Origin of the sequence: Alkalibaculum bacchi, from assembly GCF_937875145.1 — a bacterium.
Taxonomy (GTDB): Bacteria; Bacillota; Clostridia; order Eubacteriales; family Alkalibacteraceae; genus Alkalibaculum; species Alkalibaculum bacchi_A.
Genome location: NZ_CALNCS010000008.1, coordinates 1 through 11961 on the forward strand (window position 1 = coordinate 1; position 11961 = coordinate 11961).

Below are 11961 nucleotides of genomic sequence, written 5' to 3' on the forward strand. Positions count from 1 at the left end.
GGTGTTTACGAGATTATAAACCATCAAAGAGGTAATTATTTTGCTTCATCGAAGCAAGAGATCGTTATTTCAAAAGTTATGGTCCGAGATATAAACAAAAAGAGAAAAATTGATGTGCCAGCAGAGCACTTGACTATGGACTTTAAGGATATACTCGATGATGAAGAAATTAAAGTAGTTATCTGCGTTATGGGCGGTCTAGAAGCAGAGTATCGTTATATGATACAATCAATGAAAAGAGGCAAGCATGTCATTACGGCAAATAAAGCAGTTGTATCAGAATATATGGATGTACTTTACCAGACAGCTAGAGAAAACAATGTTAGTTTCTTATACGAGGCAAGCGTCGGCGGCGGAATTCCAATCATCACTTCTCTAATCCAAATTCTTAGAATTAATCAAATCAGTGAAATTAAAGGGATTTTAAATGGAACGACTAACTTTATCCTCAGTAAGATGAGCGAAGAGGGCTGGGACTTTGAAGAGACTCTAAAAAAGGCGCAAGAATTAGGATTTGCAGAAGCAGATCCTACAGCAGATATTGAAGGCTTTGATGTCTCACGAAAACTGTCCATTTTATCTTCTATGTCTTTTGGATTTCATATTAAGGATGAAGATATTAAAAAAAGAGGGATAAAAGAAATTACTTCTGCAGACATCGATACCATCAGCGATATGGGATATGTAATTAAGTATTTAGCCCACTCTAAATTAGACGGTAAGACTTATTACGCTACGGTTGAACCTGTGTTACTGTCAACAAAAGATATAATGAGTAATGTAAATGAAGAGTTTAATATCATATCTATAAATGGAGATATTATCGGTGAGTTACAGTTTTATGGAAAAGGGGCAGGGAAAGATGCTACTGCTAATGCTGTGGTAGGAGATTTAATGTATATTGTCAATGCAGATTTTAGAAAACAAGAAATTATATTAGATCAGCAATTAGAAAACGGCGGAATAAAAGAGTTCTCAGGTAAATACTATCTAAGAGCAGATAGCGATAATCACGAAGAGTTTAGCCATATTATAGATACAATTAGTGATTTTTCAAAAAATAAAAAAATTATATTTAATAGGAGTAAAGTTTTCGTTGTTACAGATGAAGTCCGAGCCGATCAATTTGAAGAATTAGTCCTTGAACTTAAATCAAAAAACATCAATTTATTTTACGCTAGAATATATTCATAATGGGGGACAAAGATACAAATGAAGAATCTTATCGTTCAAAAATACGGTGGAACAAGTGTAGGGGACATTGAAAGAATAAAAAACGTGGCAAGGCGGGTAATCAAGACAAAAGAATCTGGGAAAGATGTAGTGGTAGTAGTATCAGCAATGGGAGATTCTACAGACCATTTGTTAGAAATGGCTTATACCATTAGCGAAAAACCTGAAGCAAGAGAGATGGATATGCTTCTTGCAACTGGTGAACAAGTTTCTATTGCTTTATTAGCCATCGCCATACAAGAAATGGGTCACGATGTCATATCTTTAACGGGTGCACAGTGTGGAATCATCACTTCTGATCGATTTAATAAGGCCAAAATAGATTCTATCAATACTATGCGGATAAAGAGAGAACTACAAAGTAAAAAAATCGTTATTGTAGCAGGATTTCAAGGGGTCAATGCCAATAAGGATATTACTACATTAGGTAGGGGTGGCTCTGACACTACTGCAGTAGCTTTAGCAGTGGCTTTAGAAGCAGAAAAGTGTGAGATTTATACGGATGTCAATGGAGTGTATACTGCAGATCCAAGGATTGTGCCAGAAGCTAGTTTAATACCAGCTATTTCCTATGATGAAGTAATTGAATTGGCAGCACTAGGTGCAAAAGTTTTACATCCACGTTCTGTGGAACTAGCAGGGAATTATAAAGTACCTTTAGTAGTCCGATCTAGTTTTAATGACCATGAAGGTACAATTATTGAGGAGGATATAAACATGGAAAAAGTTTTAATTAGAGGAATATCATTAGATGAAGACATTGCAAAAATATCTGTTTTAGGAGTCCCAGACAAACCAGGTATTGCATTTAAATTATTTAGTTTATTATCAAAGGAAGACATTCATGTAGATATGATTGTACAAAATGTCAATAGAAATGGAGTAAATGACATTACATTTACAGTAGCCATGGATGAACTTCAAAGGGCTAACGAAACAGCCCAAAAATTTGCGTTTGATGTAGAAGCGGAAAGAGTCGTATATGATACAGGCGTATCTAAATTATCTGTTGTAGGTACAGGTGTAGTAGCCAACGCAGAAGTAGCCTCAAAATTCTTTGAAGCTCTTTACGAAATAGGCATCAATATTCAAGCTATCAGCACTTCAGAAATAAAGATTTCTTGCATTATTGACAAAGAAAAAGGCAAAGAGGCTATGAAGTATATTCATAAGAAGTTTGATATGTAAAAACAGCTTTAAGGTGGTCTGCAAATATGAGACTAGCGTCGCAGTGGACGATGAACATGGAACAATGAATAATGAACAACTTCAAAAGTGATAAAAGTCGCATATTTGTACTGTTCAATATTTACTATTCGGTGTTCATCGTTCATTAATGTTTTTTCAGCTTTCTGTTGTTTGGTTTTCCCGTCCAACCGACGTTATTCCTTTTGTGATAATAGTTCCACTTCTCTTGTAATCCTTTCTACATACTCTGAATCTTCCATAAATATTAAGTTGAATTTAATATGATAGATTAAAGAGTCTAAGGTGGATTTGGCTACTAGGTAGGCGGCAGCGCCATCGCTTAGGTAATTTTTATTTCCTTTATCGATAATTTTTTCTATTATTTTCATTAATTCTACTATGTTATGGGTCATCCTTAAAGGAATTTCTACAGCTTCCTTATATGCATTTTGTAGCTCTTCATTCTTAGCTCTTTTGTCTTCATCAGTATCTATCTCTCGTTTCATGACGTCTACAACTCTTTTATAAGATAATGTATCTCTGTCCATGTCAAATAAGAACTCATTTCGGTAGACAGTACACTGTACGGTATACTCTTTTAATTCTTCAATAAATACTGGGTTCTTCGTTTTTTCTATCGTATGGCGAAGGGCCATTTCAGCCATAGCTGCTGCGGAAGCTCCACAAAGTCCAGCCACACTTCCACCAGCAGGAGTACCGGGTTTAGAAGCGATTTCTTCTAGAAAAACTTTTATAGATTGATCTGCAATAGACATAAAATCTCTCCTCAATTGTTGTGAATATTAGTATGTGCGGATTGAGAGAAATTTAAACTAAAATAAGGTGGCAGGTGGTTACGAAATGATCTGCTGATTTTTCTTAGAATGGAGAACTAAATCAAATAAGGTCATGTGACGATGACCTTATTTGATTTTAGGTAAATGTATGGACACAATATCATTTTCATAATATGCGTTTATTTGGCTTTTGTCGATCCCGATTAAAGAAAAACTCCTTTGACAATAAGAATAGCTATGTTCTTTTAAGGTATAATCGTCATTGTCTTCATCTAAAATATCTTCTCTGTTTGCTTCAACATAGAGGGTATTGTCTTCTATATATATTGACAATTCATCTTTATTAAACCCTATTAGTTTCATAAGTACAACATATTCGTGATCCTTTTCATTAATAGTTGCATCTATTCTCCTGTCTTCAGGCTCTCCTGTAAATAAGCGTGCAATGTTTTCAAATTTATTTTTTTCGCGGTAATCCATGACATCACCCTCCTTGCTTTACCTGTTTTGGTGGATAAAGGAACACAAGTAAAACATTTTTTATAGTGCATTATATTCCAGCAAGGATAAAACGTTACAGCAAGATCCATGAGTTACAAATTATCGCAAAATTACAGCTACCTTTGTTCATTATATAAAATGTTATTTAAAGTATAATACAAAAAAGAGGATAAAAATGATGGACTGAAAAAAACAGAAAGCGGATTAGCAGAAAAGGTAAATTACAGTAAAAAAGGAGATATAGAAAATCATGTTTCTATATCTCCTAGATACTTTATGCAGAAAGGAGAATTGTGTGATTATTCGTTTAAATTAATATGACAGTAGCCATTTGGGTTTTTTTTGAGATAATCTTGGTGGTACTCTTCCGCTTCAAAAAATTTTTCTAATGGCTTGATTTCAGTAACGATTGGTTTTGATAAGCTGCTTTGTAATTGATCTTTAGAGTCTAATATAAGCTCTAAATCCTCCTCATCTAGATAATAAATGCCCGTTCGGTATTGAGTACCAATATCGTTTCCTTGTCTGTTTGAGAGAGTAGGGTCTATAATTGCCCAAAATTTATCTAAAATGGTTTCTAAGTGAATCTTATCTTCATTGTACTGTATCATCACCGCTTCTGTATGATTTGTATTGCCAGTACAAACTTCTTCATAAGTAGGATGTAAAGTAATTCCGTTTGCATAACCAGACTTTGTCATGTCAACGCCATCTAGTCTTTGGAAATAAGCCTGTACACCCCAAAAACATCCACCTGCTAAAACAATACTTTTCATAATACACCACCTCTTAAAGTTCTGCCATAGCTTGCAATCAATTGCTCTACGCTAAGCTTGTACCCTTGAGCAAGCCTGGCATGGGTGGTACTATAAAGTACCACTCCATAAGTTTTAAGATATAAAATTAAGTAAATTTAACACTCTAGATACTGTTTAACAATCGCTTACTATTGTTATGAAATCATGAGGGATAATTAAGGTTTTCTTCGGTGCTATTATTTAATAAATCTAGATACAATTTTGCCTCGTAAATTGCCATATTTAGATTCATATCTTGATAGTTTCCACATTCAATTGAACTTGCACCAGGAACTTGTCCTTTAAAATGAGATATGAATTCATATAGTTCTTTCATGAGAGGTAGTATTTCTTCAGAAGTATGATCTCCAGCTAAGATCAAGTAAAAACCAGTTCTGCAGCCCATAGGGCCAAAATATATAATTTGTTCTTTGTATTCATTATGATTCCTTAAAAAGGTTGCCCCTAGATGTTCCATTGTATGCATTTCTGCAGTGTTCATTACAGGTTCTATATTTGGTTGTTTCATCCGAATATCAAATGTTGTGATGACAGAGCCGTTTACTTCGTCTCTTCGAGATACATATAATCCCTTTAAAAGTTTTTCATGATCTATAGTAAAACTTGTGATTTTATTCATTTTTAAACCTCCTCGTGTAACTAGTATATCATAAAATATCACAGATTGCCTCAGCAGCGTACTCGTAAAAGAATAAAGATTCTAGAGGATTCTAGAATCTTTTAGTAGTCTCGAATTAACAATTCATCTATAATGTATTTTAGTCTATCTTTGCTTTCGCAATCTGGCAATTTTCTTAGGGAGTCGTATGCTTTTTGAGTGTATTTATTTGCAAGAATTCTAGACTGTTCTAAACCATTGTTTTCAATGACGGCTGAGTGTATAAGGCCAATTTCTTCATTAGTAAAGGTACTGTTTTTTAACAAGTTTTCTAGTTTGCCGTCTTTATCCTTTTGCAATGCGTAAATGACAGGCAAAGTTAAATAACCTTGTTTTAAGTCGTTCATAGTGCTTTTTTTAATAACATTTTTTGTTGAGTAATCTAAACAATCGTCAATAATCTGAAAGGCCATACCAACTCGGTATCCAGTTTTTCCTAATGCATTTTTTATCTTTTCATTTGCATTTGCTTCTTCTGCACCTACTAATAGGCTAGCAGAAAATAATGAAGCTGTTTTTCCTGTAATAATACGTAGATATTGTATTATGCTGGAGTTAAATTTATAGCGTAAACTATACTGGGTAAGTTCACCCCGACAAATTTTCATAATTAGTTTTGATAAGCCTATTGCGCTTTCTTTGTGAAAGTCCTCATTCACTAAAGTGAAGATCTTTGCGAATAAGTAATCACCAATAAAAACAGCAGAGTCTTTGCCGTATTTGCTTTGTACACTTTCAACTCCTCTTCTAAGCTTTGCTTCGTCGATAATATCATCATGAATCAAAGTTGCAATATGCAGCATTTCTACAATAGCAGCTAAATTGAGGATATTGATTTTTGGCTCTTCGCCAAAGGTAGAACCCAATAGAACAAAAGCCGGTCGAAGCAATTTGCCACCTGATTGGACTGTGTCGTGTACTGCATTTATGATAAAATCATGCGAATCTCTTACAGAATCTTCAATGATTTTTGTGACTTCATCTAATTGTTCTTGAAGGTCTGGGTACAAATTCCAGAAATTACTCATTTTAATCTCACCTTTTTATTTTTAAAGTTAAAATTACCTTTTAGCAAGTATTTTAGCAAGTAATTAGAAGCGATACCAATAAATATACCTGTAGGTATGGCTACTAATAGTAAGTAAGGCCAAAGCAAAAATATATTTTTATTTTGAAGAATTAAAACAGCTACCGTTAATTGCCCTGCATTATGAAAAACAGCGCCAATAATGCTAACTGCTATTAGACTAAAATTATTATTTGACAATTTCAAGGTTACATACATAGCAATTAAACTAAATATACCACCGGTTAGAGAATAAATTAAGACAGTCATATTGCCAAACATAAAGGAACTAAGAAATGTTCGAGCTATGACGATTAATAAGCTCTCCTTAAAACTTAATGTAGAAAGAGCTAGTAAAGTGGCAATATTGGCTAGACCAAGCTTTGCTCCTTGTATAGGAATAGCGGGTAGTAGAGATTCTACATAACTTAAGATCATGGCTTGTGCTACTAACATGGAGATGTATACTAATTTTCGAGTAGAAATTTTCATAATATCACCTTAATTATTTGGTATAATTTCAGCGATTACCTGATTAGGCAAACAAACGATCATCTCGCTGATTTGGTCAATAGGTGTGTTGTGCACACAAATTTGGTCTGGACAATCTGCTTCATAAATGCGAACTACGCCATCTTCTATCTTGATTTTATTCAAACCCAGATCCGTTTCTACAGTAAAGGTTTCATTTGTCTCTACTGTTAGTGGGATTTCCTTGTACACTTTGCCTTCAGAAGTAACCCTTAAAAGTGTTTCTGCTTTGCTACCTTTATTTAAGTTTATAGATACAATTCCAATTAGGGCTATTATAAGAACGCCTAGTATTATCCAAATATCTCGTTTCTTCACATTTTCACCTATATTTCGTGTTCGTATTTATTGAAAAAATCCTTCTTCTTTTCGAAGAAGGATTTCCTTTTTTCATATATTAAGAAAGTCCTACTTTGTACTTATAAAAGTGAATACTTTAATCATTATTATACCATTTAATACTAATTTAGCAAAGTCCAGTCCAAGTCCTAGAATACAGGGCTAGTCCAATGCACAATTGCTATTTTTCTTCGAATTCGTCAAAGTATAAATATGACTTTTTTACAAAGCCGAGTTTTGACCACCAACGTTTGATAGCAGGAATTACATAGTAATCTAAGCCTAGGGCACGACCAGCACCTTCCATTAGGGCAATTGCACAAACAATATACCAAATCATAGAAGCATCAGCCATTCCTGTAAAGGCAATACCTATACCCATACCAACGCTAACAAGAGAAGCTAAGAAAGTAAATAGGCCAAATATTAAGCATAATCCGATAACTATTTCACCTACAACCATCATTGTTTGGAATGGCACTTCAATAGGTTTGATAATGCTATTAACCATATTGACCATCCACTTAGGGGCATTCATTATAGCATCTCCAAAACCAGCTGGTTCGTGATCTACTGCCCATTGGAAGAATGGGTGTAGTTGATTTGCAGCTTCTGCAGTAGCATTACCCACATCACCTACTATAGTGCCAGCACCACCTGTAGCAGCAGTTACCGCTTCAGCAGCTTCAGCAACTTGAGCAGCAGCACCTGGTGTGGCTGTACCAACATCTCCAGCATTAGAAGCATAGCCCGCAATGGCGTTAATTGTATCGACAACTTTAGGAGATTCCAACCAGCCTTCACCGATTTTTACCATACCTTCAACTACCCACATATAACCCAACCATAATCGTAACGGCAATTTCCAAATGTTCTTAGAAGATGAGGAGAATAAACCTCCAAATACGCTTCTTCTGTTTTTAACGTGGAAGAATTCATGTCTGAGATAGTTCCACACTTGTCTTATACCAGCAACACCGATTTGATAGTAGATATTGACTATGTGCTTAATCAATACGGCAAGCCAGCCAGATGAGTTAAATCCAGTTTCTGCAACAGCATATTGAGAACCAATGGACACCATGAATCCGTGATAATCTTGTTTATGTTTGTGTAAACTCTCATCTTTAATAAGTGCTGCAACGTTCATTGCTGCAGTATGTCCAGTTTGTTCAGCAGCTTCTACAATTTGTGGCAATGGACCTGTTTCATCTTCGTAAGAGGCACTATCTCCTATAACAAATACATTGCGAGCAGCTTTTCCGTCCTTCAATGGTTGTAAAGATTCGTTTACTACGATTCTTCCACCTCTGCCAAGGTCAAAGCCTAATTGGCTAAGAGTAGATTTATTCTTAATACCTGTAGTCCAGATTAATGTTTTAGTAGGGATTTCTGTGCCGTCTTTTAGCGTTACCGAATCAGGACCTACTTTAACTACTGGTGAGTTTTTAAGAAGTTGAATGCCTAATTTTTTATAGCGTTTTTCAACTTTAGCCACTTGAGCGTCGTTTTTTAACATGTTTAATATACGGTTCATGGCTTCGATATTATAGATTGTTACTTCTTTTTCATCAATATTATATTTTCTTGATAGGTGTTTTTTTGCTTCGCCAATTTCGCCTACCATCTCAACACCTGTAAATCCACCGCCGCATACTGCAAAAGTAAGGAGCTGTTTTCTCTTGGCAGAATCTTTTTCTGTGGAAGCTTGAGCAAACATGTCCTCAATGTGATTTCTTAGTAATACAGCATCTTCAAAAGACCATAATGTAAATGAATTTTCCTCTGCTCCCTCTACTCCGAAGAAGTTTGGTTCATTACCTGCACCCATAATGAGATAATCATAACTATAAGTCCCATTATCTGATTTTAATTGATTCTTAGAAAAATCAAATTCTTTTATGCTGTCTCTTACCACATTCACTTTGCGACCAGCAAAAATCTTTTGCAAGTTTATTTGAACGGATTCAGGTTCTGTACGATGACCAGCTACTTCATGTAACTCTGTCATAAGAGTATGAAAGTTATTTTTGTCAATTAAGGTTATTTCTACATGGTCGTCATGTTTAAATAATTTATGCAGGGTTTTACCAGCTTTGACACCAGAATAACTTCCGCCTACGATTACTATCTTCTTTGCCATTTTAATCCTCCTTAAATTTTTGTGATATACATAAATATACGGTATAAATAAATGCACTACAAAAAAAACACTAAAAAACAATAAAATTATGGTAAATATTTTGTGTAAGTATATATTAATATATTTTATCCATTAATTCAACAATTTATTTATGAACTAGCAAATACACGATTGGACTCAAAAAAGCTTTAAACTGTGAAAAAATAATTGGATAGTTTACATTAGAAGACAAAATATGCATGACAATTTTGCTAAAATGAGTGATAAAAAGACAGGAGGGGTTCCTATGGGACAAGTTTACGTTATAACCTCAGGAAAAGGTGGCGTAGGAAAAACCACAACGACAGCAAATCTAGGTTCCGCACTGGCTATGATGAATAAAAGAGTAGTCGTAATCGATGCAGATATTGGACTTAGGAATCTCGATGTTGTAATGGGTTTAGAAAATCAAATTGTATATAATGTAGTAGACGTAGTAGAGGGAAGATGTAGATTTAGCCAAGCTTTAATTAAAGATAAGCGTTTTGAAGAGCTCTATTTGCTTCCAGCTGCTCAAACCAATAGTAAAACCGATATTGCACCAGGCGATATGATAGAGTTATGTGATGAACTGCGAGCAGAATTCGACTATATACTTATTGATTGCCCTGCAGGTATTGAGAGAGGTTTTGAAAATGCCATAGCAGGAGCAGACAAGTCTATTGTAGTTACAGTTCCTGAAGTATCAGCAGTTCGGGATGCAGATCGAATTATTGGTTTGTTGAATAGTGCAGGTATAGAAGAAGTGAATCTAATAGTAAATAGAGTAAGATTAGATTTAGTAAAAAAAGGTGAGATGCTAAGTGTAGACGATATGCTTGATATTTTAGCAGCAAAGCTTTTGGGCATTGTTCCGGATAATAAAGATATTGTAATTACAACAAATAGGGGAGAACCAGTAGTCAGCAATCAAAAATCCCTTACTGGACAAGCGTATCGTAATATTGCCGAGAGAGTTCTAGGTGAAGAAGTACCTTATGTAGAATTAGATGTGAAAAAGAATTTTATTCAGTGGCTTTTCAGTACCAATTAAGGAGATGAATGAATATGCTGTTTTTTAGAGGAAAACAAGACAGTAAGGATATTGCCAAAAGAAGGCTTCAAAGTTTACTATCCAATGAAAAAAATAATATGAATACAGAAAAATTAGATATGATTAAGTCAGAAATCATCCATTCCGTAGAGGATCACTTTCCAGTAAATCGAAGTTCTAGTGAAATTTACATAACAGAAGAAAACAAAGAATCTGCAATCGTAGTCATCCTCCCTATAGTAAAAGAGAAAGTATAGTAGCTTTCTCTTTTTTATGTTACAATATACGAATCAGCAGATTGGCTTGCACAAGAAAATGAATTAATTTCTATGAGCAAGTGCAAGTCTGACAAGGGTATCACTAATGCTTGTCTGCATCGCTTCGCTCGTTGACAAGCAAAGTGACACTCCAAACGACCGAGACCGTGTAAGCGGTCGAAGCAATCTGCGGTGTACATTCTATGTAAAAGCTTTAAAGTCATCAAGGGTGACTAAAGGACCTAAACGAAACTGGGAGGTTAAATTGAAACCATTAAGTTACATAAAAAAGATTGATTATACATTAGTATTTGTTATACTGGCTCTTTTTACCATAGGCATGATTGCCATTTGGGTAGCGACGGATACAGAGAATTTTATTGCAGGAGAGTCTTCAAATTATATTTTTAAACAATTAGTTGCCTTTACTATAGGTGTGGTGGGAATGATTATTGTTATGAGTATTGATTATCACTTTCTTGGTCAATATTGGATTCATATATATATATTATGTTTAGTTTTGCTAGTAATAGTGTGGATGCCTGGTATTGGCGTAGTCAATAAGGGGACAAGAGGTTGGATTAATTTAGGTTTTATGGAATTGCAAACCTCAGAAATTGGAAAATTACTTTTTATCATATCTTTTGGTAAATTATTAGATAAGCGAAAGGATAAATTAAATCGAATTGTGGATTTATTGCCTTTGGCGCTTTTCATAACACCTGTTATTGCCTTAATTGCTATTCAGCCAGATATGGGGCAAGCATTGGTATATGTAGTTATTGCAGCAGGAATGCTCTTTGTAGCAGGACTTAATACTAAGTACATTTATGGGGTTATCGCTAGTGTCATTGTAGGGTTTCCTCTCTTATGGAATTTCTATATGCATGATTATCAGAAAAAGCGATTGATTACCTTTTTTAATCCAGCGAATGACCCTTTAGGTGATGGGTATCACGCCATACAGTCTATGACTGCAATAGGCTCAGGGGGAGTTTTCGGAAAGGGCTTTGGTGCAGAAAATACGATGACAAAGCTAAACTACTTGCCTGCCCAATGGACTGATTTTATATTCTCTGTTATTTCGGAGACAACTGGATTTATCGGTGCAACTGTTGTAGTATTGCTCTTTGGTTTGTTTTTATACAGATTACTAAAAGGTGCAAGCGAAGCCAAAGATCACTATGGAACCTTGATTATTTCAGGAGTATTTTTCATGTTCTTGTTTCAAATAGTAGAAAACATAGGTATGACTATGGGAATTATGCCTATTACAGGAATAACATTGCCATTTTTAAGCTACGGAGGTAGCTCTATTATGACGAATATGATTATAATAGGTATGGTATTAAATGTGT

General features: G+C 34.8%; 13 protein-coding genes. 5 read left to right on the forward strand and 8 right to left on the reverse strand.

What is annotated here, in order from left to right:
- Both Q7P22_RS00555 and Q7P22_RS00560 read left to right on the forward strand, forming a co-directional pair.
- On the forward strand, positions 1–1194 hold a 1194-nt coding region (locus tag Q7P22_RS00555), incomplete at its 5' end, for a homoserine dehydrogenase (protein ID WP_303859605.1).
- Positions 1195–1212: 18 nt separating this feature from the next.
- Positions 1213–2421 carry an aspartate kinase gene (locus Q7P22_RS00560; protein WP_303859606.1) on the forward strand — a complete coding sequence of 403 codons (1209 nt, stop codon included), beginning with the start codon at positions 1213–1215 and terminating at the stop codon, positions 2419–2421.
- 194 nt (positions 2422–2615) lie between these two features.
- Here Q7P22_RS00560 and Q7P22_RS00565 read toward each other — a convergent pair whose 3' ends face one another.
- The 8 genes from Q7P22_RS00565 to Q7P22_RS00600 form a co-directional block, all read right to left on the reverse strand.
- Positions 2616–3197 (reverse strand): cyclodeaminase/cyclohydrolase family protein, encoded by a 582-nt coding sequence (locus tag Q7P22_RS00565; protein WP_303859607.1) that lies wholly within the window; start codon positions 3195–3197, stop codon positions 2616–2618.
- A 147-nt stretch (positions 3198–3344) separates the two neighbouring features.
- Entirely contained in the window at positions 3345–3698 is a 354-nt protein-coding gene (locus Q7P22_RS00570; protein WP_303859608.1) for an Hsp20 family protein, read from the reverse strand.
- Positions 3699–4018: 320 nt separating this feature from the next.
- A complete protein-coding gene (gene msrA, locus Q7P22_RS00575; protein ID WP_303859609.1) occupies positions 4019–4495 on the reverse strand; it encodes a peptide-methionine (S)-S-oxide reductase MsrA in 477 nt (158 codons plus the stop codon).
- 184 nt (positions 4496–4679) lie between these two features.
- Positions 4680–5156 carry an S-ribosylhomocysteine lyase gene (locus tag Q7P22_RS00580; RefSeq protein WP_303859610.1) on the reverse strand — a complete coding sequence of 159 codons (477 nt, stop codon included), beginning with the start codon at positions 5154–5156 and terminating at the stop codon, positions 4680–4682.
- A 101-nt stretch (positions 5157–5257) separates the two neighbouring features.
- Positions 5258–6223, reverse strand: coding sequence for a polyprenyl synthetase family protein (locus tag Q7P22_RS00585; protein WP_303859611.1), 966 nt, complete (start codon positions 6221–6223; stop codon positions 5258–5260).
- Complete coding sequence (locus Q7P22_RS00590; protein ID WP_303859612.1) at positions 6220–6753, reverse strand: Gx transporter family protein; 534 nt, start codon at positions 6751–6753, stop codon at positions 6220–6222. The genes Q7P22_RS00585 and Q7P22_RS00590 overlap by 4 nt, the downstream gene beginning before the upstream one ends.
- Before the next feature lie 9 nt (positions 6754–6762).
- Positions 6763–7110 (reverse strand): NusG domain II-containing protein, encoded by a 348-nt coding sequence (locus Q7P22_RS00595; RefSeq protein WP_303859613.1) that lies wholly within the window; start codon positions 7108–7110, stop codon positions 6763–6765.
- Positions 7111–7312: 202 nt separating this feature from the next.
- Entirely contained in the window at positions 7313–9274 is a 1962-nt protein-coding gene (locus Q7P22_RS00600) for an FAD-dependent oxidoreductase (RefSeq protein ID WP_303859614.1), read from the reverse strand.
- Between the two features lie 286 nt (positions 9275–9560).
- Here Q7P22_RS00600 and minD point away from each other — a divergent pair, with 286 nt between their 5' ends.
- From minD to rodA, 3 genes are all read left to right on the forward strand, one after another.
- Positions 9561–10346: a septum site-determining protein MinD gene (gene minD, locus Q7P22_RS00605; protein ID WP_303859615.1), complete on the forward strand. Its 786-nt coding sequence runs from the start codon at positions 9561–9563 to the stop codon at positions 10344–10346.
- 14 nt (positions 10347–10360) lie between these two features.
- Complete coding sequence (locus tag Q7P22_RS00610) at positions 10361–10603, forward strand: cell division topological specificity factor MinE (protein WP_303859616.1); 243 nt, start codon at positions 10361–10363, stop codon at positions 10601–10603.
- A gap of 265 nt (positions 10604–10868) precedes the next feature.
- The coding region (gene rodA, locus Q7P22_RS00615; protein WP_303859617.1) for a rod shape-determining protein RodA at positions 10869–11961 on the forward strand (1093 nt) is incomplete at its 3' end.

What these genes read in the sequence shown, in the direction of transcription:
- Q7P22_RS00560 (WP_303859606.1), top strand. Translation starts at nt 1,213, where the DNA reads ATGAAGAATCTTATCGTTCAAAAATACGGTGGAACAAGTGTAGGGGAC.
- Q7P22_RS00565 (WP_303859607.1), bottom strand. Translation starts at nt 3,197, where the DNA reads ATGTCTATTGCAGATCAATCTATAAAAGTTTTTCTAGAAGAAATCGCT.
- Q7P22_RS00570 (WP_303859608.1), bottom strand. Translation starts at nt 3,698, where the DNA reads ATGGATTACCGCGAAAAAAATAAATTTGAAAACATTGCACGCTTATTT.
- msrA (WP_303859609.1), bottom strand. Translation starts at nt 4,495, where the DNA reads ATGAAAAGTATTGTTTTAGCAGGTGGATGTTTTTGGGGTGTACAGGCT.
- Q7P22_RS00580 (WP_303859610.1), bottom strand. Translation starts at nt 5,156, where the DNA reads ATGAATAAAATCACAAGTTTTACTATAGATCATGAAAAACTTTTAAAG.
- Q7P22_RS00585 (WP_303859611.1), bottom strand. Translation starts at nt 6,223, where the DNA reads ATGAGTAATTTCTGGAATTTGTACCCAGACCTTCAAGAACAATTAGAT.
- Q7P22_RS00590 (WP_303859612.1), bottom strand. Translation starts at nt 6,753, where the DNA reads ATGAAAATTTCTACTCGAAAATTAGTATACATCTCCATGTTAGTAGCA.
- Q7P22_RS00600 (WP_303859614.1), bottom strand. Translation starts at nt 9,274, where the DNA reads ATGGCAAAGAAGATAGTAATCGTAGGCGGAAGTTATTCTGGTGTCAAA.
- minD (WP_303859615.1), top strand. Translation starts at nt 9,561, where the DNA reads ATGGGACAAGTTTACGTTATAACCTCAGGAAAAGGTGGCGTAGGAAAA.
- Q7P22_RS00610 (WP_303859616.1), top strand. Translation starts at nt 10,361, where the DNA reads ATGCTGTTTTTTAGAGGAAAACAAGACAGTAAGGATATTGCCAAAAGA.